Source organism: Leisingera sp. CC-HEC096 (assembly GCF_059429235.1).
On the sequence record NZ_JCAIJS010000001.1, the window covers coordinates 1,903,266 to 1,926,491 of the forward strand.

22 protein-coding genes are annotated in these 23,226 nt (G+C 64.6%); 10 read left to right on the forward strand and 12 right to left on the reverse strand.

Annotation, left to right across the window (positions count from 1 at the left end; all coding sequences use genetic code 11):
- Positions 1-8 precede the first annotated feature (8 nt).
- The 10 genes from AC5STI_RS09355 to AC5STI_RS09400 all read left to right on the forward strand — a co-directional run bounded on the left by AC5STI_RS09355 (position 9) and on the right by AC5STI_RS09400 (position 10,509).
- Positions 9-1,445, forward strand: a complete 1,437-nt coding sequence (locus AC5STI_RS09355; protein ID WP_495446472.1) for a TadA family conjugal transfer-associated ATPase — start codon at positions 9-11, stop codon at positions 1,443-1,445.
- Positions 1,445-2,413, forward strand: a complete 969-nt coding sequence (locus AC5STI_RS09360) for a type II secretion system F family protein (protein ID WP_495446473.1) — start codon at positions 1,445-1,447, stop codon at positions 2,411-2,413. Before AC5STI_RS09355 ends, AC5STI_RS09360 begins: the two co-directional genes overlap by 1 nt.
- Before the next feature lie 10 nt (positions 2,414-2,423).
- A complete protein-coding gene (locus tag AC5STI_RS09365) occupies positions 2,424-3,404 on the forward strand; it encodes a type II secretion system F family protein (protein ID WP_495446474.1) in 981 nt (326 codons plus the stop codon).
- A gap of 2 nt (positions 3,405-3,406) precedes the next feature.
- Complete coding sequence (locus AC5STI_RS09370; RefSeq protein ID WP_495446475.1) at positions 3,407-3,997, forward strand: tetratricopeptide repeat protein; 591 nt, start codon at positions 3,407-3,409, stop codon at positions 3,995-3,997.
- Positions 3,998-4,027: 30 nt separating this feature from the next.
- Complete coding sequence (locus AC5STI_RS09375; protein ID WP_475046919.1) at positions 4,028-4,876, forward strand: tetratricopeptide repeat protein; 849 nt, start codon at positions 4,028-4,030, stop codon at positions 4,874-4,876.
- A 3-nt stretch (positions 4,877-4,879) separates the two neighbouring features.
- Positions 4,880-5,377 carry a prepilin peptidase gene (locus AC5STI_RS09380; protein WP_495446476.1) on the forward strand — a complete coding sequence of 166 codons (498 nt, stop codon included), beginning with the start codon at positions 4,880-4,882 and terminating at the stop codon, positions 5,375-5,377.
- Positions 5,378-5,530: 153 nt separating this feature from the next.
- A complete protein-coding gene (locus AC5STI_RS09385; protein ID WP_475046922.1) occupies positions 5,531-6,838 on the forward strand; it encodes a DUF8689 domain-containing protein in 1,308 nt (435 codons plus the stop codon).
- A 76-nt stretch (positions 6,839-6,914) separates the two neighbouring features.
- The gene (locus AC5STI_RS09390; protein ID WP_495446477.1) at positions 6,915-9,332 is read left to right on the forward strand and encodes a ligase-associated DNA damage response DEXH box helicase; all 2,418 of its coding nucleotides are present in this window, start codon (positions 6,915-6,917) and stop codon (positions 9,330-9,332) included.
- A 37-nt stretch (positions 9,333-9,369) separates the two neighbouring features.
- The gene (gene pdeM, locus AC5STI_RS09395; RefSeq protein ID WP_495446478.1) at positions 9,370-10,020 is read left to right on the forward strand and encodes a ligase-associated DNA damage response endonuclease PdeM; all 651 of its coding nucleotides are present in this window, start codon (positions 9,370-9,372) and stop codon (positions 10,018-10,020) included.
- Between the two features lie 81 nt (positions 10,021-10,101).
- A complete protein-coding gene (locus AC5STI_RS09400; RefSeq protein ID WP_495446479.1) occupies positions 10,102-10,509 on the forward strand; it encodes a PaaI family thioesterase in 408 nt (135 codons plus the stop codon).
- Positions 10,510-10,593: 84 nt separating this feature from the next.
- On the opposite strand, the gene folD is transcribed toward AC5STI_RS09400, so the two are convergent.
- The 12 genes from folD to ybgC form a co-directional block, all read right to left on the reverse strand.
- The gene (folD, locus tag AC5STI_RS09405) at positions 10,594-11,496 is read right to left on the reverse strand and encodes a bifunctional methylenetetrahydrofolate dehydrogenase/methenyltetrahydrofolate cyclohydrolase FolD (RefSeq protein WP_495446480.1); all 903 of its coding nucleotides are present in this window, start codon (positions 11,494-11,496) and stop codon (positions 10,594-10,596) included.
- 106 nt (positions 11,497-11,602) lie between these two features.
- Positions 11,603-13,279: a formate--tetrahydrofolate ligase gene (locus AC5STI_RS09410; RefSeq protein ID WP_495446481.1), complete on the reverse strand. Its 1,677-nt coding sequence runs from the start codon at positions 13,277-13,279 to the stop codon at positions 11,603-11,605.
- Positions 13,280-13,467: 188 nt separating this feature from the next.
- On the reverse strand, positions 13,468-14,043 hold the full coding sequence (locus AC5STI_RS09415; protein ID WP_495446482.1) for an MOSC domain-containing protein: 576 nt from the start codon (positions 14,041-14,043) through the stop codon (positions 13,468-13,470).
- A 296-nt stretch (positions 14,044-14,339) separates the two neighbouring features.
- The gene (gene ftsH, locus AC5STI_RS09420; RefSeq protein ID WP_475046930.1) at positions 14,340-16,253 is read right to left on the reverse strand and encodes an ATP-dependent zinc metalloprotease FtsH; all 1,914 of its coding nucleotides are present in this window, start codon (positions 16,251-16,253) and stop codon (positions 14,340-14,342) included.
- A gap of 78 nt (positions 16,254-16,331) precedes the next feature.
- Positions 16,332-17,585, reverse strand: coding sequence for a tRNA lysidine(34) synthetase TilS (tilS, locus tag AC5STI_RS09425; protein WP_495446483.1), 1,254 nt, complete (start codon positions 17,583-17,585; stop codon positions 16,332-16,334).
- The gene (ybgF, locus tag AC5STI_RS09430) at positions 17,582-18,409 is read right to left on the reverse strand and encodes a tol-pal system protein YbgF (protein ID WP_495446484.1); all 828 of its coding nucleotides are present in this window, start codon (positions 18,407-18,409) and stop codon (positions 17,582-17,584) included. The genes tilS and ybgF overlap by 4 nt, the downstream gene beginning before the upstream one ends.
- A 4-nt stretch (positions 18,410-18,413) precedes the next feature.
- Positions 18,414-18,926 (reverse strand): peptidoglycan-associated lipoprotein Pal, encoded by a 513-nt coding sequence (gene pal / locus AC5STI_RS09435; protein WP_495446485.1) that lies wholly within the window; start codon positions 18,924-18,926, stop codon positions 18,414-18,416.
- Between the two features lie 103 nt (positions 18,927-19,029).
- Positions 19,030-20,355 carry a Tol-Pal system beta propeller repeat protein TolB gene (gene tolB, locus AC5STI_RS09440; RefSeq protein ID WP_495446486.1) on the reverse strand — a complete coding sequence of 442 codons (1,326 nt, stop codon included), beginning with the start codon at positions 20,353-20,355 and terminating at the stop codon, positions 19,030-19,032.
- Positions 20,352-21,491, reverse strand: coding sequence for a cell envelope integrity protein TolA (gene tolA, locus AC5STI_RS09445; protein WP_495446487.1), 1,140 nt, complete (start codon positions 21,489-21,491; stop codon positions 20,352-20,354). Before tolA ends, tolB begins: the two co-directional genes overlap by 4 nt.
- Before the next feature lie 15 nt (positions 21,492-21,506).
- Positions 21,507-21,998, reverse strand: coding sequence for a protein TolR (gene tolR, locus AC5STI_RS09450; protein ID WP_008557137.1), 492 nt, complete (start codon positions 21,996-21,998; stop codon positions 21,507-21,509).
- 4 nt (positions 21,999-22,002) lie between these two features.
- A complete protein-coding gene (tolQ, locus tag AC5STI_RS09455; RefSeq protein ID WP_475046941.1) occupies positions 22,003-22,698 on the reverse strand; it encodes a protein TolQ in 696 nt (231 codons plus the stop codon).
- Between the two features lie 106 nt (positions 22,699-22,804).
- Positions 22,805-23,188, reverse strand: coding sequence for a tol-pal system-associated acyl-CoA thioesterase (ybgC, locus tag AC5STI_RS09460; protein WP_490400293.1), 384 nt, complete (start codon positions 23,186-23,188; stop codon positions 22,805-22,807).
- Positions 23,189-23,226 lie beyond the last annotated feature (38 nt).

Sequence of the window (23,226 nt, forward strand, 5' to 3'; positions counted from 1 at the left end):
GTGAGTTGATGTTTTCCAAGTACAAAAAGCAAGCGGCGAAACCTGCCGCTCCGGCACCTGAACCGGTTGCCGCTCAGGCAGCCGCTACAGCGCCTGCTGCCTCGCTGCGCCGGCCGGTCCAGCGCAAGGCGGCTGAAGCGCAGCCGATGGACAAGGAGCGCAAGCGCAAGGAGCGTTTGGGCGAGATCAAGATCCAGCTGCACCGGGAGCTGCTGGAAAACCTAAACCTGGCCGCCTTGGAGCGCGCGGGCGAAGCGGAGCTGCGCTCTGAGATCGCCACCATCGCCACCGAGATCCTGGCCGAGAAAAGCATTGTCCTGAACCGCGAGGACCGGCAGCAACTGAACAAGGAGCTGTATGACGAAGTCACCGGCCTTGGCCCCCTGGAGGCGCTGCTGCAGGACGACACGGTCAGCGATATCCTGGTGAACGGCCCGCAGCAGATCTTCGTTGAGCGCAACGGCAAGCTGCAGCTCTCTGACATCACCTTCAAGGATGAAAAGCACCTGATGCGGATCATCGACAAGATCGTCTCTGCCGTGGGACGCCGGGTCGATGAATCCAACCCTTATGTGGACGCCCGCCTGGCCGACGGCTCGCGCTTCAACGCGATGGTGCCGCCGATCGCGGTGGACGGCTCTCTGGTGTCGATCCGGAAATTCAAGAAGGACAAGCTGGGCATCGACGACCTGGTTCAGTTCGGCGCCTTCACCGAGGAAATGGCGGCCTATCTGCAAGCCGCGGTATCCACCCGCCTGAACGTGATTGTTTCCGGCGGTACCGGTTCCGGTAAAACCACCACGCTGAACGCGCTGTCGTCTTTCATCGACAACGCCGAACGCATCCTGACCATCGAGGACACCGCGGAACTGCAGCTGCAGCAGACCCACGTTGGCCGGATGGAAAGCCGCCCGCCGAACGTCGAAGGCAAGGGCGAGGTCTCCCCCCGCGACTGTCTGAAAAACGCGCTCAGGATGCGCCCAGACCGCATCATCGTCGGCGAAACCCGCGGCGAGGAAGTGATCGACATGCTGCAGGCGATGAACACCGGCCACGACGGCTCGATGACGACGATCCACGCCAACTCCGCCCGCGACGGCATCTCCCGCTTGGAAAACATGATCGCCATGGCCGGGATTGAGATGCCGATCAAGGCAGTGCGCAGTCAGATCGCGTCAGCTGTGAACCTGATCGTGCAAGCCTCGCGCCTGCAGGATGGTTCACGCCGGATGACCTCAATCACCGAAATCACCGGCATGGAGGGCGACGTGATCTCGATGCAGGAAATCTTCCGCTTCCAGCGCGTCGGCCTGACCCCGGACAACAAGATCATCGGCCACTTCACCGCCACCGGCGTGCGCAGCCACTATTCTGAGCGCTTCCGCCTGTGGGGCTTCGATCTGCCGCCCTCGATCTATGAACCCACCGTGATGGAGAAGCGCTGATGCAACTGAGTGCGGAACCGCTTATCTACGGCCTGATCTTCTTTGGGGTGCTTGCCCTGGTCGAAGGCCTGTATCTGTTCACCTTCGGCAAATCCATCAGTCTCAACAGCCGGGTCAACCGCCGGCTGGAGATGATGGAGAAGGGCAGCAACCGCGAGCAGGTGCTGGAGCAGCTGCGCAAGGAGCTGGGCCAGCACGCTAGATCGCAGTCGATCCCGCTGTATTCCCTGCTGTCGGAACGGGCGCAAAAGGCCGCCATTGCCTTTTCCCCTAAACAGCTGATCCTGATCATGGCCGGCTTGGCGGCCGTCGCCTTTGTCGGCCTAAGCATCGGTACCTCCGCCCCCCTGCCCGTCCGGGTTCTGGGCTCTGTCGTCATCGGCGTCGGCGCGGTGTTCTTCTGGGTCAACAAGAAAGCCGCCAAGCGGATGGCAATGATCGAAGAGCAGCTGCCGGACGCGGTGGAACTGATGGTGCGCTCCTTGCGCGTCGGCCACCCCTTTACCTCTGCGGTGCAGATCGTCGCCAATGAGGTCGAAGACCCGCTGGCCACTGAATTCGGCATCATTTCCGACGAATGCGCCTATGGCCGCGATGTGGGCGAGGCGCTCAAGGAAATGGCGGAGCGGCTGGATATGCAGGATATGCGCTTCCTGGCCGTCGCCGTGACAATCCAGCAGCAGTCGGGCGGCAACCTGGCCGAAGTTCTGGCAGGCCTTGCCAAGGTGATCCGTGCCCGCTTCCGCCTGTTCCGCCGCGTGAAGGCGATCACTGCCGAGGCGCAATGGTCGGGCAAGTTCCTGTCAGGCTTTCCGCTGTTCTGCCTGATCGGCATCCTGGTCAAGGATCCCAACTATTATGACAACGTTCTGGACCATCCCTGGTTCATCCCCGCCTGTTTCGCCGTAGGCGTGATGCTGACAGCCAACCTGTTTGTCATGCGCATGCTGACCAACATCAAAGTCTGAGGAGGCGGCCGTGAATTTTCTGACCGGAATTAACGACTACCTGACATCGCAGTTCGGCGAGTTCGGCCCGCTCCTGGCGCTTGGCATTGCCGGTTTGTTTATGATCCTTCTGGCGGTTCCGCTGCTGCTGAACCAGCCGGAGGATCCGCTGAAGAAGCTGCAGAAAAACATCAAGCCGGAAACCCGGACCGACTCGAAGAAGGAGCGTCTGCGCCAGGCCAACCGCAACGAGCAGCTGCAGAAATTCGCGGGCTTCCTGGAACCGCAGAACGCCGATGAGCTGTCGGCGATGGAGCTGAAGCTTCGCCAGGCAGGCTATCATTCCAAGGACTCGGTCCGTCTGTTCCACTTTGCCCAGTTTGCCCTCGGGCTGCTGGGGCTGATGGGTGGCCTGTTCTTTGTCTATGTGCTGAAAGCCGACATCGACTATGACAGCCAGCAGATGGCAATCCGCATCATCGGCCCGGGCGCGGCCGGCTACATGCTGCCGAAATACTGGATCACCCGCCGCATCGAAGAGCGCAAGCAGAAGATCACCGAAGGGTTCCCCGATGCACTGGATATGATGCTGGTCTGCGTCGAGGCCGGCCAGTCGCTGGACCAGGCGATTGTCCGCGTTGCCAAGGAGCTGCACGCCTCCTACCCGGACCTGGCCGAAGAATTCGAGGTCGTCGCCTATGAGATGAAGGCGGGCAAGGAAAAGGACAAGGTCCTGCGCGACATGGGCACCCGCTGCGGGGTGCTGGACGTCTCCTCCTTTGTGACGGTGATGATCCAGTCCGCCAGCTTCGGCACCTCGATCGCTGATGCGCTGCGGGTTTATGCCGGGGAAATGCGTGACAAACGCGTCATGCGCGCAGAAGAGGCCGCAAACAAGTTGCCCGTGAAGATGACCCTTGCCACAATGGGCCTGACGGTGCCCCCGCTGCTGATCATTCTGGTCGGCCCGTCGATACAGGGCATCATGAATATGGGCAACGCAGGCAACTGAACATGACATCAAAGGGACGGGCCGCGCCTGTCCGCCTCAGCCGTGCTCTTGCCGCCGCCAGCGTTCTTGCGCTGGCGGCGGCCTGTGCGCCGGGCGGTCTGAAACAGGACAAGGGCAGCCCCTGGGCGCCGGGCGCCGATCACCGCAAGTCCGCTGAAGACGGCTTGCAGGTCGGCCACCGGCTGATGGCCGCAGGCGAGCACGAGCTGGCGCTGGAGGCCTTCACCCGCGCCGCGCTCGACCAGGGCCTGACCGCTGAGGTGCTGTCCGGCATGGGCTCGGCCAAGCTGGGCCTCAGGCGGCTGGGCCAGGCAGAAGAGCTGCTGCGCCAGGCGGTCGACGCCGACCCGGCCTGGCCGGAGCCGATGAACAACCTGGGCGTCGTGCTGATGGAACGAGGCAAAACCGCCGAAGCCGTGCAGGTGTTCCAGCGCGCCTATGCGCTGGACAATGGCGAAAGTGACGCAATCCGCGATAATTTGCGCCTGGCCCTCGCAAAACTTGATAATCCCACGCATACTGAGCCGCAAAACCAAGATTATAAATTGGTGCGGCAGGGCGGCGGCAGCTACCTGATTCGCCAAGCACCATGACCGAGGCAGAGCAGTAAAAAGGACGCACAAATGCGCCAGCAGTTTTTCCTATCCGCTTCTCTGGCAGGGGCGCTGGTCTTATCGGCCTGCGCTGAGAAAGCCGATGAAACCGTCGAACGGGCCTTTCAGGAAGTGAATGTCATCGACGAGAGCAATCTCAACGATGTCATGCTGACCGTGGCCGACCCGAATGAGGCGGTGGTGCATTTCCAGCGCACCCTCAAGAACAACCCGGACCGGATCGAGCTGCAGCGCGGCCTTGCCTACTCGCTGATCCGCGCCAAGCGCACCACCGAGGGCACCACCGCCTGGAAAAAGGTCGTGTCGATGAAGGGCGCCACCAGCGAGGACAACGTGCAACTCGCAGGCGCGCTGGTGCGCAGCGGCGAATGGGACGCAGCCAAGGCCATTCTGGACAAAGTGCCGCCGACCCATGAAACCTATGAGCGCTACCGGCTTGAGGCCGTCGTGGCGGATGCAAGTAAGGACTGGAAGCGCGCCGACAGCTTTTATGAGATTGCCACCGGTCTGACCACCAAGCCGGCCAAGGTGATGAACAACTGGGGTTACTCCAAGCTGACCCGCGGTGACTTCGCCGGTGCCGAGCGTCTGTTCGGCGAAGCGATCCGCCAGGACCAGGCCCTGTTCACCGCCAAGAATAACCTGGTGCTCGCCCGTGGCGCTCAGCGCAACTACACTCTGCCGGTGATCCCGCTGGACCAGACCGAACGGGCGCTGCTGCTGCACACGCTGGCACTGTCCGCGGTCAAGCAAGGCGACGTCAAGGTTGGCGAAAACCTGCTGCGCGAAGCGATCGACACCCACCCGCAGCACTTCGAGGAAGCCTCACGCTCGCTGGCGGCGCTGGAAAACGGCTGACCCATGCAGTTCCCGGCCCATGCCGCCCTGTGGTTCCTGCCCTTCGTGCTGCCGCTGTGCTACACGGTGGCGCTGACCGACCTGCGCGGCATGCGCATTCCCAATTGGGCGGTTGATGTGCTGGCGGTGATCTATGTGGCCGTGGGGGCATTTGCGATGCCCTCCTGGGCGGATTACGGCTGGCACCTGCTGCATCTGCCGGTCGGGGTCGGCCTGGGTTTCCTGTTCTATTCCGCTGGCGCCGTTGGCGCCGGCGATGCCAAGTTTGCGGGTGTTGCCGCGCCTTTCTTTGCGCTTGGCGACCTCCGGCTGTTGATGATCATTTTCGCAGCCACCCTGCTGGCAGGCTTCACGGCCCACCGGATCGCCAAATACACGCCCCTGCGCGAACTGGCACCGCATTGGCAAAGCTGGGAAACCGGTAAGAGCTTTCCCATGGGGCTCTGCCTCGGCGGCACCCTCGCAATCTACCTGACCCTGGCCGCCCTGTTTGGCCGCTGAGCCGGGCCGGCACCTGAAACTGTCCCCGGTTTATCACCGCCTCCGCGGAAATGCTGCACCCTTGCCCCGCTGTTGCCACAGTCCTGAATAGTCTGTTTCCAAGACCGCCTCCTACTGGGGGCAGATTTCCGGATTTCAGGGACAGGCACCGCCATGAACATGCAGAACCTCGCCGTGATGGCCCCTCCCGCCCCCAAGGGCCTGGAGCAGATGCAGCTGCCGCTGGTGATGATGCGGGACATCCTGCTCAAGACCATCTTCCGCAAGAACGTGGAAACGGTGACCGAGATTGCCGAGGCGATCTGCCTGCCCGGCGCCGTCACCCAGGAGCTGGTCGACCTGGCCCGCGAACAGAAACTGCTGGAGGCCACCGGCACGCTCAACGCCAACAGCGGCAACGAGATGGGCTACCAGCTGACCGATGCGGGAAAGGCCCGCGCGCTGGATGCGCTCAGCCAGTCCGAATACTTCGGCGCCATGCCGGTGCCGCTGGCGGTCTACCGCGAGCAGGTCAAGCGCCAGTCGATCCGCAACATCCAGGTAACACGCGACCAGCTGACCAATGCGATGGGCCACCTGATCCTGCCGAACAGCCTGCTGGACCACCTGGGCCCGGCCGTCAGCGCCGGCCGCTCGATCCTGATGTACGGCCCTCCGGGCAACGGTAAGTCCTCGATTTCCAACGGCATCCGCGATGCGCTGGGTGATCACGTCTATGTGCCCCGCGCCATCGAATACGCAGGCCAGGTGATCACCGTCTACGACCCGATCGTGCACACCATGGTCGAGCAGGAACCGGACGATCCCAATGCCCTGCGCCGCCGCCGCCGCTTTGACGAGCGCTACGTGATGTGCGAGCGCCCCACCGTGATCACCGGCGGCGAGCTGTCACTGGACATGCTGGACCTGGTCTACAACCCCACCGCCCGCACCTACCAGGCGCCGCTGCAGCTGAAATCCACCGGCGGCATCTTCATCGTTGACGACCTTGGCCGCCAGGCAGAGCCGCCGCAGGCGCTGGTCAACCGCTGGATCGTGCCGCTGGAGGAAAGCAAGGACATCCTGGCGCTGCAGTCTGGCGAAAAATTCGAGGTGCCATTTGACACCTTGGTGATCTTCTCCACCAACTTCCACCCGAACGAGATCTTCGACCAGGCCGCCCTGCGCCGGATCTTCTTCAAGATAAAGATCGACGGGCCGGACCAGGAAAACTACCTCAAGATCTTTGCCATGGTCGCCCGCAAGAAGGGTATGCCCTTGGACGAAAGCACCCTGGTGCACCTTCTCCGGAACAAATACCCGACGATCCGCAACATCTATGCCAACTATCAGCCAGGATTCCTGGTCGACCAGATGATCGCGATCTGCGAATTCGAAGGCATCCCCTATCAAATGTCGCCGGAATTGATCGACCGCGCCTGGGCCAATATGTTCGTCAAGGATGAGACCATCGTGAAATGACCCGGCCCCAAAGTTTTTTGCAAACTTTGGGCAGAACTCTTTAGAAAAGTTTTGCGGCAGCCCCTACATGGGACGGATGAGCAATCTGCCACCCGTCATTGAAAACTGGTTTGCCTCTAAGGGCTGGTCGATCCACCCGCACCAGCACGCCATGCTGGAGCGGGCGTCCCAGCCCTGCACACTGCTGATCGCCCCCACCGGCGGCGGCAAGACCATGGCCGGTTTCCTGCCGACCCTGGCAGATCTGGCAGACGGCAGCCATGAAGGGCTGCACACGCTCTACATCTCCCCGCTCAAGGCGCTGGCGGCCGATATCAAGCGCAACCTGCGTACGCCGGTAGAGGAGATGGGCCTGCCCGTCCGCATCGATGACCGCACCGGCGACACCCCCTCCAGCCGCAAAAAGCGCCAGCGCGCCGATCCGCCGCATATCCTGCTGACCACGCCGGAGAGCCTTGCCCTGCTCACATCCTACGAGGACGCCGCCCGCACCTTCAAAGGTCTGAAACGAGTGGTGGTGGACGAAATCCACGCTCTGGCAGAAAGCAAGCGCGGCGATCAGCTGATGCTGGCACTGGCCCGGCTCCAAACCCTCTGCCCGGACCTGCGCCGGGTGGGGCTGTCGGCCACCGTGGACGACCCGCAGGCGATTGCCAGCTACCTGGCCCGCCATCCGGACCCCTGCGAGATCGTGCTGGCCGATCCCGGCCCCGCTCCCGATCTCCGGATGCTGGAAACCACTGAACCGCCCCCCTGGGCGGGCGGCGGCGCGGCCTATGCCATCCCCGCGGTGATGGAGCAGATCAAGGCGCACAAAACCACGCTGATCTTCCACAACACCCGCGCCCAGGCAGAGATCTTCTTTCACAACCTCTGGCTCGCCAACGACGACGGCCTGCCGATTGGCATCCACCACGGCTCGCTCGACCGGGTGCAGCGCGAACGGGTCGAGGCGGCAATGGTCCGGGGCGAGCTTCGCGCCATTGTCTGCACCGGCTCCCTGGATCTCGGCATCGACTGGGGCGACGTGGACCTGGTGATCCAGATCGGCGCCCCCAAGAACGTGAAACGTCTGGTGCAGCGCATCGGCCGGGCCAACCACCGCTATAACGCCCCCTCCAAGGCGTTGCTGGTGCCCGCCAACCGGTTTGAGGTGGTCGAATGCCGCGCCGCGCTGGAGGCGGTGCGCGAAGGCGACCTGGACGGCGAGCCCCGCGGCGCAGGCCCCCGCGACGTCCTGTGCCAGCACATCCTGATCGCCGCCTGCGCGGGCCCTTTCGACGCTGATAGCCTGTATGCCGAGATGACCCAGGCCGGCGCCTATGCCGGCCTCACGCGCGCGGAATTCGATGCCTGTCTCGATTTCTGCGCCACCGGCGGCTACGCTCTGAAAGCTTACGACCAGTGGCAGCGCCTGCTGCAACGCCCGGACGGCAGATGGCAGCTGCGCGACCCCCGCGCCGCGGCCCGTATCCGTATGAACCTCGGCACAATCCAGGACACGGACCTGGTGAAGGTCCGCCTGAAACGCAGCCGCGGCGGCAAGCCGCTGGGCGAGATCGAGGAGGCCTTTGCCGCCACCCTCACCCCTGGCGACACCTTCCTGATCGGCGGCCAGACGGTGCGCTACGAAGGCCTGCGGGAGATGACGGTGGAGGTCAGCCGCAACCCCGGCAAGAAACCCAAGATCGCCGTGTTCTCCGGCACCAAATTCGCCACCTCCACCCAGCTCAGCGCCCGTATCCTTGAGATGTTTAAGCAGGACAGCTGGCCCAGCCTGCCGCGCCACACCGCCGATTGGCTGGAGCTTCAGCGCGAGGTGTCCGAGCTGCCCCGCGCAGGCTCCCTGCTGATCGAAAGCTTCCCGCATGACGGACGCGAACACGCTTGCGTCTATGGCTTCGCAGGCCGCAATGCCCAGCAGACACTGGGGCTTCTGCTGACCAAGCGGATGGAGGAACTGGGCCTTGATCCCCTCGGCTTCGTCTCTACCGATTATGCGACGCTGATCTGGGGGCTGGAGGAACTCACCGATCCGGCGCCGCTGTTCGATATCCGCGCCCTGCGCGATGGACTGGAGGGCTGGCTGGCCGGCAATGCGGTAATGAAACGCGCCTTCCGCGGGGCCGCCACCATCGCCGGGCTGATCGAGCGCAACACGCCAGGCCAGCGCAAGAACGGGCGGCAGGCGACGTTTTCCTCCGACATCCTCTATGACACGCTGCGCAAATACGACCCGGGCCACTTGCTGCTGGACATCACCCGCGAGGAAGCGCTGCGCGGACTGGTCGACTTCGGCCGCATCGAGGAGATGATCACCCGCATCGGCGGCCGCATCACCCTCCGGCGGCTGGAGCGCATCTCCCCGCTGGCCGCCCCGCTGCTGCTGGAGGCCGGCAAAGTCCCGGTCAAAGGCGCCGCAGAGGAGAAACTGCTGCTGCGGGAAACCGAAGCGCTGATGCAGCAGTCCGGTCTCAGCACCCTGCCGCAATAACCCTTGCCAGTGCCGCTGGCACCGTTAAGAACGCATCATGAACGGCTTTGACTTCACTCTGGCGGGCGTCCGCCTCACCGCCCTCGGCAGCGGCGCTCTCTGGTGGGCGCAGCAGCGCACCCTCTGCGTCTCCGACCTGCATCTGGGCAAATCCGAACGCCACGCGCGGCGCGGCGGCAGCGCTCTGCCCCCCTATGAAACCCGCGAGACGCTTGACCGGCTCGAAGCTGTTCTCAATGAAACCCGCGCGGAAACGCTCATCTGCCTCGGCGACAGTTTCGACGATGACGCAGCCGGCCGCGCGCTGCCGCAGGCAGACCTGAAGAGCATCACCCGCCTGATGCAGGACCGCCGCTGGATCTGGATCGAGGGCAACCACGACCCTGCCCCCCCGGGACTGGGCGGGGAGCACACCGCCGCCCTGACGCTGGGCCCGCTCACCTTCCGCCACATTGCCGACCCGCAAGCGAGCGCGGAAATCTCCGGCCATTACCACCCCAAGGCACGGTTGCGCAGCACTTCGCGGCCCGCCTTTCTGGTGGATGCCGCCCGCGTGATCCTGCCTGCCTTCGGCACCTATACCGGGGGCCTGCGCAGCAGCGATCCTGCGTTTACACCGCTGATGGCGCCCGATGCTCTCGCCATCCTGACCGGCCCGCGGCCGCTGCCGGTGCCAATGCCGCGCTGACCGGGCAAATGGCGCAGCGTCACCTGCGCAAGGCGCCGGCGCTCCTTTATGCTTCGGGCAAACCAGTAGAAGGACACTGAAATGGAAGACCGCATCCGCAGCAGCTTCGCGAAGCAGAGCATGATGCAAACTCTGGGTGCAGAGATTGAAAGCGTCACAGCAGGTGAAGTGGTGATCACCGCCCCCATCCTGCCTGGCAGCCGCCAGCAGCATGACGTGGCCCATGCCGCGCTCAGCTTTGCGATCGGCGACACGGCCGCAGGCTATGCGGCGCTGACAATGATGCCCGAGGACTGCGAAGTCATGACGGCGGAGATGAAGATCAACCTGCTGGCTCCCGGCGCCGGAGAACACCTGCGCGCCACCGGCAAAGTCATCAAACCAGGCCGCCGCCTGGTCATCGTCACAGGAGAGGTTCACGCAGTAACAGGACATGAGCAAAAGCTGGTCGCAATCCTGCAAGGCACCATGGTGCCGGTCACTGCCTGACCCCGCCCTTTCATCTTTCCCAAAAATACTCCCGCCGGAGGCGTCCGGCGGGAGCATCGCTTTCAGCCGCTTCTGTTCTGCGCTTCAGGCGGTCAGGCCTTCCGGCTCGGCCAGGTTGTTGGCGCGGCAGGCGGCGGTCACGGTGTTCGCCAGCAAACACGCGATGGTCATCGGGCCGACGCCGCCGGGCACCGGCGTGATGGCGCCTGCGCGCTCAGCCGCAGAGGCGTAGTCCACATCGCCCACCAGACGGGTCTTACCCTCGCCCTTCTCCGGCGCGTCGATGCGGTTGATGCCGACGTCGATCACCGTCGCGCCTTCCTTGATCCAGTCGCCCGGCACCATCTCCGGACGGCCCACGGCCGCCACCACGATATCGGCGCGGCGCACCACGTCAGGCAGATCCTTGGTGCGCGAATGCGCGATGGTCACGGTGCAGCTGTCGCCCAGCAGCAATTGCGCCATCGGCTTGCCGACGATGTTGGAGCGGCCGATCACCACCGCGTCCATCCCCGAGAGGCTCCCATGGTGCTCGCGCAGCATCATCAGGCAGCCCAGCGGCGTGCAGGGCACCATCGACTTCTGGCCGGTGCCCAGCAGGCCGACGTTGGAGATGTGGAAGCCGTCCACGTCCTTCTCCGGCGCGATCGAGTTGATCACCAGATCCTCGTCCAGATGCTTCGGCAGCGGCAGCTGCACCAGGATGCCATGCACGGACGCGTCGTTGTTCAGCTGATCGATCAGCGCCAGCAGATCAGCCTCGGAGGTGCCCGCGTCCAGCTTGTGCTCGAACGAGTTCATGCCCACTTCGACGGTGCTCTTGCCCTTGGAGCGGACATAGACCTGGGAGGCCGGGTCCTCGCCCACCAGCACCACCGCCAGGCCGGGGGTGATGCCATGCTCCTCTTTCAGCCGCGCCACGTGCTCCGCCACCTGGCCGCGCACCTTGGCCGCAAAGGCCTTGCCGTCAATCACTGTTGCTGCCATTGCTCTCTTCCTTTCCGCCGGGGGCGCCGCCCCGGATCCGGTCCCGTCATCTCAAAGCTTCAGCGGCCCGGGGACACCCGGGCCGCTGCATTCCGTTTGCGGTGCCTTAGAACAGGCCTTCGATCTGGCCGTCCGCATTCAGGCAGATGGTTTCCGCCGCCGGTTTGCGCGGCAGGCCCGGCATCGTCATGATCTCGCCGCAGACCACCACGATGAAGCCGGCACCGGCGCTGAGGCGCACTTCGCGCACCGGCACCGAGTGGCCCACCGGCGCCCCGCGCAGGGACGGGTCGGTGGAGAAGGAGTACTGGGTCTTGGCCATGCAGACCGGCAGGTTGCCGTAGCCCGCGTCTTCCCATTCCTTCAGCTGGTTGCGGATCTTGTTGTCCGCCAGCACCTCGTCGGCGCGGTAGATGCGCTTGGCGATGGTCTCGATCTTCTCGAACAGCGGCATCTCGTCCGGGTAGATCGGCGAGAAGTTGGCGGAGCCTGCGTCGACGATCTCGACAACCTTCTCGGCCAGCGGCGCGGAGCCCTCGGAGCCCAGCTCCCAGTGGCGCGACAGCACCGCTTCGACGCCGTGGGAGGCGCAGTAGGCTTTGACGGCGTCCACTTCCGCATCGGTGTCGGTCACGAAGTGGTTGATCGCAACCACAACCGGCACGCCGAAGGATTTGACGTTCTCGATGTGGCGGCCGAGGTTGGCGCAGCCGGAGTTCACCGCCTCGACGTTCTCGGCACCCAGATCCGCCTTGGCAACGCCGCCGTTCATCTTCATCGCGCGCACGGTGGCGACCAGCACCACAGCCGACGGCGCGATGCCTGCCTTGCGGCACTTGATGTTCATGAACTTCTCGGCGCCCAGGTCCGCGCCGAAGCCTGCCTCGGTCACCACGTAGTCAGCGACTTTCAGCGCGGTCTTGGTGGCAATGACCGAGTTGCAGCCGTGCGCGATGTTGGCAAACGGGCCGCCGTGCACGAAGGCCGGGTTGTTTTCCAGGGTCTGCACCAGGTTCGGCTGCATCGCGTCCTTCAAGAGCACGGTCATCGCGCCTTCGGCCTTGATGTCGCGGCAGTAGACCGGGGTCTTGTCGCGGCGGTAGGCCACGATGATGTCGCCCAGGCGCTTTTCCAGGTCCTTGAGGTCGGTCGCAAGGCACAGGATCGCCATCACTTCCGAGGCCACGGTGATGTCAAAGCCGGTTTCGCGCGGGAAGCCGTTGGACACGCCGCCCAGGGACGCGGTGATCTGGCGCAGGGCGCGGTCGTTCATGTCGACCACACGGCGCCAGGCGACGCGGCGCACGTCGATCTCGCACTCGTTGCCCCAGTAGATGTGGTTGTCGATCATCGCGCTGAGCAGCGAGTGCGCCGAGGTGATGGCGTGGAAGTCGCCGGTGAAATGGAGGTTCATCTCCTCCATCGGCACAACTTGCGCGTAACCGCCGCCTGCAGCGCCGCCCTTCATGCCGAAGTTCGGGCCGAGCGAGGCTTCACGGATACAGATCATCGCGTTTTTGCCGATCCGGTTCAGGCCGTCGCCCAGGCCCACGGTGGTGGTGGTCTTGCCCTCGCCCGCCGGGGTCGGGTTGATCGCGGTCACCAGGATCAGCTTGCCGTCTTCCTTGGACTGCACCGAGTCGATGAACGCCTGGCTCACCTTCGCCTTGTCGTGGCCGTAGGGGAGCAGATCGCCGCTGGAAATCCCGATCTTAGCACCAATCTCCTGGATCGGCTTCTTCTGCGCCTCACGCGCGATCTCAATGTCACTCTTGTAGCTCATGGCAAGGTTCCTGCTGAGTTTGCATACGATCGCCGGCACAAGGATGCCGGTTTCGCGATAGACTTAGCCAATATGCGGCAAAACGCGCGCGTGATTTCCGACATTATCCTGCCTTGAAGCGGCGTGGGCTCTTTCCCCGCGCCGCTCCGGGTTCCTTAAAGGAAACGCATTCCCCTAAAAGAAGGAACTCACGGGGCCCAGGCGCGCTGGTCCGGCACAAAGAGGGTGAGACTGGCGCCCAGGGACAGGGTTCCGGGGCGCTCCACCCAGGCAGTGATTCCCCGGCGATTCTGTGCCGCAGGTTTGAAGCGGGCGCCAAAGCCCGCATGGTCCTTTTCGATCTCCCGGCCCGGCAGCACGCAGGGGCGGTTTTCCATGTCCACGGTCAGGGTTGCCCCGTCCGGCCCCTGCAGACGCGAGGACGGCGGCACAAAAGTGAAATCCGGGATCCCGCGCAGCACCACGGTCGCGCCCAGATATGCAGGGTCGATCCGGTCCATTTCCATATCCGCTGCGATCAGCGCCAGTTCTTCCTCCGACAGAATGGTCAGCTGGCGCACGTTGCGGATTTCGGTGCCCTCCGGGTAAAGATTGCGGACCCGGACGCAGGAGGCGCGGTTTTCGCCCTCGTGGCGCTCGCCAGAAATTCCGCCGAACCCCAGCACCAGCGTGTCCGAGGGAACCGCCTGCAGCCCCGCACCTGCCGGGACGCTGCCCAGCCAAGTGATTTCGCCGCTGAACCCGCTGTCGCGCAATACCGGCATTCCGGTTCTCCTCAAATGAATTTTGCCTGTGCAGCGGACCTTACAGGCTTTTCCCGCAGCTGCCACCCGGTAACGGAACAGCGGGCGACTCTCCCGGGCCCGGATGGGACGTAGCGCTTTGGGTTCAATGCAGGCGCAGAGCGTCTGTGGATCGGATCGCATTGACGATCCGATCCGGGCGGGGGCCGCGGCGGGCAGCACAGCTGCCCGCCGCGGCCCCCGCCACCCCTCAAAAGCAAACGTCCCGGAAACCGCTGCAGGTCTCCGGGACGATATTTCATTTTCCGGCTAAGTGCTTAGGCAGTCGGCTCAGGCTCCATACCGCCTTCGGGCGGGGTTTTCTTGGGCTTGGCCTTGGGGATCGCGGTCACGGACGCGTTGCCCTCATCCTCACCGCCATCCTCATCATCGCCGGCCTGCGGCGGCTCGCCGTTCATGACCCGCTTGATTTCGTCGCCCGTGAGGGTTTCGTATTCCAGCAGCCCCTGCGCCAGGCGTTCCCACTCTTCCTTATGCTCGGTGAGGATCTGGAACGCGCGGTCATAGCCTTCCTGAATGAAGGTTTTGACCTCTTCCTCGATCAGCTCCTTGGTGTGGGCCGAGACCGAGAAACCGGCGGTGTTGCCCGAATAACCCTCATGCGCCTCAGCGTAGTCGATGTTGCCGACCTTGTCGGACATGCCCCAGCGCATCACCATGGCACGCGCCAGCTGGCTCGCCTGCTGAATATCGCCGGCAGGACCGTTGGAGACATGGCCTTCACCGTATTTGATGATCTCGGCTGCCTTGCCCGCCATGGTCATCGCCAGCTTCTGCTCGCACTCGTCCTTGTGCCAGTTCAGCCGGTCCATTTCCGGCAGGCTGACCACCATCCCCAGCGCGCCGCCGCGCGGAATGATCGTCGCCTTGTAGACCGGGTCGCATTCCGGCAGCACCAAGCCGACAACCGCGTGGCCTGCTTCGTGGTAGGCGGTCTTTTCTTTCTGGTCCTGGGTCAGCACCATCGAGCGGCGCTCGGCCCCCATCATCACCTTGTCCTTGGCCGATTCGAAATCTTCCATAGTGACAAAGCGGCGGCCGACGCGGGCGGCCATCAGCGCCGCCTCGTTGACCAGGTTGGCCAGATCCGCGCCAGAGAAACCGGGGGTGCCGCGGGCAATGATGCGCAGGTCCACGTCCGGGCCCAGCGGGGTCTTGCGGGCATGCACGCCAAGGATCTTCTCGCGGCCCTTGATGTCGGGGTTGCCGACGGTGACCTGGCGGTCAAAACGCCCCGGGCGCAGCAGCGCCGGGTCCAGCACATCCTTGCGGTTGGTGGCGGCGAGGATGATCACACCCTCATTGGCCTCAAAGCCGTCCATTTCCACCAGCAGCTGGTTCAGGGTCTGCTCGCGCTCGTCATTGCCGCCGCCATAGCCGGCGCCACGGTGGCGGCCGACGGCGTCGATTTCGTCGATGAAGACGATGCAAGGCGCGTTCTTCTTGGCCTGTTCGAACATGTCGCGCACGCGGCTTGCACCAACACCCACGAACATTTCCACGAAGTCGGAGCCGGAGATGGTGAAGAAGGGCACGCCCGCCTCGCCTGCGATGGCACGGGCCAGCAGCGTCTTACCGGTGCCCGGAGGGCCGACCAGCAGCGCGCCCTTGGGGATCTTGCCGCCCAGGCGCGAGAATTTCTGCGGGTTGCGCAGGAATTCGACGATCTCTTCCAGCTCTTCCTTCGCCTCGTCGATGCCCGCGACGTCGTCAAAGGTGACGCGGCCGTGCTTTTCGGTCAGCATCTTGGCCTTGGACTTGCCAAAGCCCATGGCGCCGCCTTTGCCGCCGCCCTGCATCCGGTTCATGAAGTAGATCCAGACACCGATCAGCAGCAGGAACGGAAGCAGTGTGATCAGGAACGACTGAAAGCCCGACTGCTGCTGCTTTTCAGCGCGCACCGGGATGTCATTTGCGATCAGCAGCGAGGTGACCTCGGCATCGCCCGGTTTGATGGTGACGTAGTTCTGCCCGTCGGTGGTGGTATAGCGCACCTGTTCCCCGTCCAGAGTGACGGTGCTGACCTTGCCGGTTTCAACCGAGCTGACAAAGTCAGAGAAAGTGCGTTCACGGCTCTGCATCGTGCTGCCGGAACCACTGAACAAATTGAACAGCGCCAGAATCAGCAGAAACAGAACAACCCAAAAGGCGATATTGCGAGCGTTGCCCAAGGAAAGTTCTCCCAATCAGATAGGCGCACCGCACGGGCCGCCTGCGTTGTGCTTAAAATAAGGATCATTCAGGCAGGTTCAATGAGATAAAAGGGATGCAAAGAACTCTTCTTCGCTTCCTGCCGTTTCAGCCGACCAGCCATTGGCCAGTCCGGCCGCGGGCGCAGCGGCCAGCCGGGCACCGTGCCACACCGCCGGTGTGGCCTCCAGCACCGCGCCCGGCACGCCCGCGGCGCGCCAGTCGGGGCATTGCGCCAGCCCCTGTCGCCCCAGGGCCCGCACTTCGCAACCCTTTGCATCACCGCCGAAAATCTTCCACCTGCCATCCCATCGTTGCCCCGGCAGGGCAGTTTCCCCTTTCACGGCATTGTATTCCCGGCAGATCCAGACCTGCTTGGCCGTGCTGACCAGCCGGCAGCCTGCCAGGGTGACGGAACTGCCGTTGCGCGCAGCCAGGACCGCCTTTTCCATCGGCACCCGGCGCGGCGGATAGGCGGCACCCGAAATCCATTGAAAGGCGCGCACCAGCAGCCGGTGGCTGATTTCGCCGGGCAAGGTGCGGAACTTGCGCTGGCACAGAACAACGGCGCCGGCCTGGACATGGACCAGATCGCGGGCGGCCAGAAAGACATACCAGTCAAGCGCTTCGCGGGCCTTGCCCATATTCCGGGCGACCTTGGCAATAACCCCCGGCGTCAGCCCCAGCGGCGCCAGCTGCTCCAGCGCCTGGCGCACCCGCACCCGTTCGAACCGCGTATCCTCGTTGCTCGGATCCTCCGCCCAATCTATGCCTCGGGCCTCCAGATAGCGGCGCAGCTCGCTGCGGGTCACGTCCAGGAGCGGCCGCAGCAAGGTCACCCCATCGCGGGTGCGCCGCTCTGCCATGCCCGACAGCCCGGTCACCCCAGAGGCCCTGGCCATGCGCATCAGTACCGTCTCCGCCTGATCATCCGCTGTGTGTCCAAGCGCCAGCACCGGAATGCCGTGCCGCCGCGCCCAGCTGCACAGGAGATCATACCGTGCCGCGCGGGCCTGCGCCTGCAGGTTGCCTTCCTGCGGCCTGTTCTCCCAGTGCAACACCTCATGGGTGATGCCAAGGCGGCCTGCCGCCGCCCCGGCTGCCGCCGCCTCATCCGCCGAGTCCGGGCGCAGCCCGTGATCGACAGTCGCCGCGAACAGCTGAACGTCTCCGCCGCCGAAACAGTCATGCAGCAGATGCATCAGGGCCATCGAATCACCGCCGCCGGACAGCGCGATTCCCAGCCTGGCAGGCAGAGCAGAACGGAACTGACTGCGCACCAGAGCAGGGATATCCCGCCCGGCCGGGGTCAAGAACAGCCCAGCTTGGCCATTTCGGCCTTGGCTTCTTCTTCGGGACCCGTCCCCGGGAACCGCACACCGACCTCGGACAGTGTCACGCAGGCCTGATCGGTCTGGCCAAGGCGCCCCAATGCGGCGCCGAGCTCAAACAGCGCCTTGGGCGCCACCGGGCCGGAGGAATTGCCGGTAAAGGCCGCCAGATAGGCCCGGGCCGCCTCGCGGGTGTCGCCCAGCCCGTCCAGCGCCTTGCCGCGGCTGAACTCTGCCGCCGCCGCCAGCGGGCTGCCCGGATAGGCCTGGTTGAATGCCGCAAGCTTCTCTGCCGCTTCCTGATACTGCCCCTCGGCCAGAAGCTTCTCGGCGGCATCGAAATCCGCCTGCTCACCGATCGCCAGCTCGCCGCCCGTTGTGCCGCTATCCTCTGCCTGCGGGGCGGCAACCACCGCGGCTGGCAGCTCGCCGCCGCCCAGTGTCGTGGTCTCGCCCAAAGCGCCGACATCGCCGCCTTCCAGCTCAACCAGGCGGAATTCCAGGTCGCCGATCCGGTTGGTGCCATCAGCCACAATCCGGTCGATCCGGTGGCCCAGCTCTTCGGTTTGCAGGGTCAGCCGCTGCAGCTCGCTCTCAATCGCGCCAACCCGGTCCAGCACCGTATTGCCGGAAACCTCCGCAGACGGGGATCCGGTGGTCGACAGCTCGCGCTTCAGCCGCTGGATCTCCACGTGCAATACAGTCAACTCCTGGCGGATATCCGCCAGGGTCTGCGAATTCTGCGCCGCCAGCGGCAGCGGCAGCAGCATCACAGTGGCCAGAAGCGCGGTGCGCAGAGGTTTCATGCCGTTACCCCGTCAGGCCGCCAGCCAGCACGGTCACAGCGCGGCGGTTCTTGGAATAGCAGGTTTCGTCCGAACAGATTTCCAGCGGACGTTCCTTGCCGTAGCTCACCACCTTGATGCGGCTGCCGGCAATACCCTGCGAAATCAGGTACTCGCGGGCGGCGTTGGCGCGCTTGGCACCCAGGCCGAGGTTGTATTCGCGGGTGCCCTGCTCATCCGCGTGGCCCTCGATGGTGACCGCATAGTCGGCGTTCTGCGCCAGCCAGCGCGCCTGCCCCTGCAATGTGGACTGCGCGGCGGGCGACAGCGTGTGCTGGTCGATCGCGAACAGAACCCGGTCGCCAACAGTCTGCTGGAAATAGGCCGGGCTGGCCGGATCCAATGCACCGGCGCCCGCGCCCGCACCTGCGCCGCCAGGCCCGCCGGCGCCGTTCAGATCGTCGTTCCAGGGGTTATTGCTGCAGGCTGCCAGCCCCAGTACGGCCACTGCCGCCATTGCCAATTTCAAGCCGCTCATGATGTCTGCCTATTCCTTTGCGTTTCTTGCCCCGACGTTATCATAAGCCCGGGTCTGGTTCTATGCGGGTATCCCCGCCTAAACGGCCCTGTTTCCGCAGCGTTTACTTCTGCAGCGGCGACCACGAGGGGTCCGACGCCCCGTCCGGTGTCCTGACCGGCTTGAGGTTGCGGCCGGTGATATCCACCGAATACAGCAGCGCCCGCCCGGTGCTGCCCTGGCTTTCGCGCGTGAACATGATCACCCGGCCATTGGGTGCCCAGGTCGGGCCTTCATCCAGGAAGGACGCGGTCAGCAGCCGCTCTTCGCTGCCGTCGGTGCGCATGACGCCGATGTGGAACCGGCCCTTGTTCTGTTTGGTAAAGGCCACCATGTCGCCGCGCGGCGACCACACAGGCGTGCCATAGCGGCCCTGCCCGAAGCTGATCCGCCGTGCCTCGCCGCCGCCTGCGGGCATGACGTACAGCTGCTGGCTGCCGGAGCGGTCGCTTTCAAACACGATCTGCGAACCGTCGGGCGAGAACGACGGCGCCGTCTCGATCGAAGGCGCCGAGGTCAGCCGGGTTTTCGCGCCGGTCCCGATATCCATCGAGTAAAGGTCGGTATTGCCGCCCTGGGTCTGAGAGTAGACGATGGTCCGCCCGTCCGGCGCGAACCGCGGCGCAAAGCTCATGGTGCCGTCGCCGCTGGACAGCACCTTGCGCTGCACTTGGCCCACATCCAGCACGTGGATCTGCGGAAAGCCGCTTTCGTAGCTTGTATAAAGCACCCGGTCGCCGGTGGGCGAGAACCGCGGCGCCAGCACGATGGAGGCGCTGTTGGTCAGATACTGAACATTGGCACCATCGTAATCCATCACCGCCAGCCGCTTGCGGCGGTCGTTCTTGGGCCCGCTTTCAGAGACATAGACCACCCGGCTGTCGAAATAACCGCTCTCGCCGGTGATCTCGCTATAGATCGCATCCGCCACCTTATGCGCCATCCGCCGCCAGCCGTCGGTGGTGCCGGTGAACTGCAACGCGGTTTCCAGCTCCTTTTCCGCGAACACGTCATAGCCGCGGAACCGCACCGTCAGCCGGTTGCCGGTGACGCTGACCGCGCCGGTGATCAGCGCTTGCGCATTCACTGCTTTCCAGTCGGCAAATTTGACCGGGCCGTCGAACGCCGCCACCTTGGAGATGTGGGCGCTGGCGGGCACTTCCCGGAACAGCCCGGTGCCGCTGAGGTCGGACGCGATGACGCGCGCGATCTCGGTGGCATATTCCGCTGCCGCCGGGGTTTCCGGCACGAAATCCGGCACCGCATAGGGCAACGGCTCGATCACGCCCTGGTCGATTTCGATGCGGAGCGGGCCGGTCTGCGCCGCGGCTGCGCCTGCCCCGGCCAGTGCCGAGGCGCCGATCAGGAGTGCCGCCAGAATATTCCTCATTTGATCCGCATCCTTTCAGGATTGAATGTCATCTCAATATCGCGCCATTGCGCGTACTTTTCAGCCGGAAGCTGAAATCCCCTGGCGCCGCAGCGGATAATCGCCCGCCGCGCTGCGTCAAAGGCCTGCTGCGCCGCCGATGATGCGCCGCCGGTGCTGGACAGCATCCGGATCGAGCCCGTGTCGGGCCGGCCGTCCTGCGCCAGCGACACCGCAACAACCACGGTCGTTTTCAGCGCATCGGTGGACAGGGAGCCCACATTCCAGCACTGCGACACCGCCACCCGAAGCGCATCCTTTTCCCCCAGCGTCAGCGGCGGGCCAGAGGGTTCCGGCGCTTCCACATCGGCGCCGCCCGCCAAGGCCTCGGCCAGGGCATCCTGCACGGCGGACGCGGTGTCTGCCGGGTCAGGCTCTGCCGGCTGCGCCGCTTCGGTGACCTGGGTTTCCGGTTCAGGTTCCGGCTGCGGCTGCGGCCTTGCAGGCCGGGTCACAGGACGCTTGGACACGGCCGGCGCGGCAGAGGCCGCCACATCCTCGCCTTCGTTCTCCTCGGTCACGATCCGGTCACTGGCCGCTTCGCGTGCCGTGGCCTCCTGCACCTCCTGCTCGGTCTCGGCGCCCTCTTCCGGCGCGACCTCGGGCTGCACGAGGTCGTCGATCTTGGTGTCCGGCTCCGGCGGTGCAACAGGCTCCGGCGCCACCCGGTCCACCGGGCGCGGCGCGGCGTCCGGCCTGACCTGCGGCACCAGCGCGGCAATCTCCGGCTCTTCCGCCGCTGGCGGCGGGGCATCCGGCACGTCAGGTTCAGGCTGCGCATCGGGCAGTTCCGCCACCTGCGGGTCGGGTTCGGCCGGAGCGACCGGTTCAGGCTGGGTGATCTCCGGTTCGGGATCAGGCTGCGGCGCAGGCTCCGGTGCAGGCGGCACCTCGGCAGGTTCATTCAGCGGTGCCGGCTCCGGCGCAACCTGCGGCGCCTTGCGCTGCTGGCTCAGCTTCTCGAACTCTTCGGAGGAGATCAGCGCCACCTGCTGCACGTTGGACGGCAAGGGTTCGGACGGGAACCAGGCGCCGAAGACAACCCATCCCATCAGCAATCCGTGTCCGGCAAGAGAGATCTTGGTTCCGGTCTGCACCGTCCGCGTCCCCGCTTACTGATCCGTGCCCTGCGCCTGCCGCCCGTCCAAGGCCGGGCCGCCGGTATCGGTGACCAGCCCCACGTTGGAAAAGCCGCCCGCATTGAGCGCGCCCATCACCTGCATCACATCGGCATAGGCAATCTTGCCGTCCGCACGCAGGAACACCCGGTCCGAGGACCGCTCTGCCGCAATCGCCCGCAGCTTGGGCACCAGTTCATCACGCGCTACCGGGGTGGTCTGGATTTCCACCCCGCCCTCGGCTGTCATGGTCACGGTCAGCGGTTCTTCCTCATCGCCCGGCAGGGCTCCGGCTGCAGTCTTGGGCAGTTCCACCGGCACGCCGACGGTCATCAAAGGCGCGGCCACCATGAAAATGATCAGCAGCACCAGCATCACGTCGACAAACGGCGTGACGTTGATTTCCGACATCGGCTGGCCGCGGCGGCGGCGGCGGCCCCGGCGGCGGTCGCCGCCTCCCTGCGGCTGCTGGACTGCGGCCCCCATGGCCTTAGGAGTCCAGCTGGCGGCTGAGGATGGTGGCAAACTCATCGGCAAAGGCCTCATAGCCGCCGATGATGCGATCGCTGTCTGCGCTCAGCTTGTTGTAAAATACCACTGCCGGGATTGCGGCCAGCAGGCCCAGGCCGGTCGCCATCAGCGCCTCGGCAATACCCGGCGCCACAACGGCCAGGTTGGTGTTCTGCTGCTCTGCAATCTCGATAAAGGCGGTCATAATGCCCCAAACAGTGCCGAACAGGCCCACAAAAGGGGCGGTGGAGCCGACGGTCGCCAGCACCGACAGGCCGCTTTGCAGCCCCTCGGTCTCCTTGGCGATGGCCACATCCATCGACCGGTCGATGCGCGCCTGCGCACCGGGGATCATCCCGCCGTCGCTGCGATGGCTGCGGCGCCATTCGCTCATGCCGGCAGAGAAGATCCGCGCTGCCTGGCCAGCAGGGTCCGCGCCCAGCCTGTCAAACAGCTCGTCCAGCGGGTGACCCGACCAGAATGCCCGGTCAAACGCGTCCGCTTCGCTGCGGGCCTTGCGGTAATTGATCATCTTCTGAATGATGATGCCCCAGGACCAGATCGAGGCCCCCACCAGCATCAGCATCACCAGTTTCACGGTCACGGTGGCCCGCGCGAAAAGGCCCCACATGGAGAAATCAATCTCCTGCGCCAGCGCCAGAGTTTCTGCTTCCATTAGCCTGCTCTATAGATGTTCCGGCCGTTTATCCGGCCTTATTTGGCAAGACGCTAGCGCAGTTCAATGGCAAAGGCCATTAAAACAGGCGGGCTGGCGCCAATTGTTACCGCAATGCGCGAATCTCTGCCGGCAGCCGGGCCGGTTTGCCGCCGGTGGTTATACAGACGATTGTCACCTGGGCCCTGAACAGCGGCTGGCCATCCCGCGTGACCTCCTGAGCCAGCACCATCCGGGCGGGCGTCACAGTCTGCATGGAAGTCGTGACCAGCAGCTCCTCGTCGAATTTCGCAGGCGCCAGGTAGTCCGCCTCGATCCGGCGCACCACATAGATCAGCCCGGCCTCGCGCATGGCGTTCTGGTCAACGCCGATGCCGCGCACCCAGTCGCTGCGGGCACGCTCGATGAAGCGCAGGTAATTGGCGTGATAGACAATCCCGCCCATGTCGGTGTCCTCGTAATAGACCCGGACCGGGAATTGGTGGTTCATTGCCTGCTCTCCTGCGTTTGCCAGCGCACCCTATGGGT

Excerpts from the sequence above, each read along its gene's own strand:
- AC5STI_RS09355 (WP_495446472.1), top strand. The coding sequence starts at position 9 with ATGTTTTCCAAGTACAAAAAGCAAGCGGCGAAACCTGCCGCTCCGGCA.
- AC5STI_RS09360 (WP_495446473.1), top strand. The coding sequence starts at position 1,445 with ATGCAACTGAGTGCGGAACCGCTTATCTACGGCCTGATCTTCTTTGGG.
- AC5STI_RS09370 (WP_495446475.1), top strand. The coding sequence starts at position 3,407 with ATGACATCAAAGGGACGGGCCGCGCCTGTCCGCCTCAGCCGTGCTCTT.
- AC5STI_RS09375 (WP_475046919.1), top strand. The coding sequence starts at position 4,028 with ATGCGCCAGCAGTTTTTCCTATCCGCTTCTCTGGCAGGGGCGCTGGTC.
- AC5STI_RS09380 (WP_495446476.1), top strand. The coding sequence starts at position 4,880 with ATGCAGTTCCCGGCCCATGCCGCCCTGTGGTTCCTGCCCTTCGTGCTG.
- AC5STI_RS09385 (WP_475046922.1), top strand. The coding sequence starts at position 5,531 with ATGAACATGCAGAACCTCGCCGTGATGGCCCCTCCCGCCCCCAAGGGC.
- AC5STI_RS09390 (WP_495446477.1), top strand. The coding sequence starts at position 6,915 with ATGAGCAATCTGCCACCCGTCATTGAAAACTGGTTTGCCTCTAAGGGC.
- pdeM (WP_495446478.1), top strand. The coding sequence starts at position 9,370 with ATGAACGGCTTTGACTTCACTCTGGCGGGCGTCCGCCTCACCGCCCTC.
- AC5STI_RS09400 (WP_495446479.1), top strand. The coding sequence starts at position 10,102 with ATGGAAGACCGCATCCGCAGCAGCTTCGCGAAGCAGAGCATGATGCAA.
- folD (WP_495446480.1), bottom strand. The coding sequence starts at position 11,496 with ATGGCAGCAACAGTGATTGACGGCAAGGCCTTTGCGGCCAAGGTGCGC.
- AC5STI_RS09410 (WP_495446481.1), bottom strand. The coding sequence starts at position 13,279 with ATGAGCTACAAGAGTGACATTGAGATCGCGCGTGAGGCGCAGAAGAAG.
- AC5STI_RS09415 (WP_495446482.1), bottom strand. The coding sequence starts at position 14,043 with ATGCCGGTATTGCGCGACAGCGGGTTCAGCGGCGAAATCACTTGGCTG.
- ybgF (WP_495446484.1), bottom strand. The coding sequence starts at position 18,409 with ATGAAACCTCTGCGCACCGCGCTTCTGGCCACTGTGATGCTGCTGCCG.
- pal (WP_495446485.1), bottom strand. The coding sequence starts at position 18,926 with ATGAGCGGCTTGAAATTGGCAATGGCGGCAGTGGCCGTACTGGGGCTG.
- tolB (WP_495446486.1), bottom strand. The coding sequence starts at position 20,355 with ATGAGGAATATTCTGGCGGCACTCCTGATCGGCGCCTCGGCACTGGCC.
- tolR (WP_008557137.1), bottom strand. The coding sequence starts at position 21,998 with ATGGGGGCCGCAGTCCAGCAGCCGCAGGGAGGCGGCGACCGCCGCCGG.
- tolQ (WP_475046941.1), bottom strand. The coding sequence starts at position 22,698 with ATGGAAGCAGAAACTCTGGCGCTGGCGCAGGAGATTGATTTCTCCATG.
- ybgC (WP_490400293.1), bottom strand. The coding sequence starts at position 23,188 with ATGAACCACCAATTCCCGGTCCGGGTCTATTACGAGGACACCGACATG.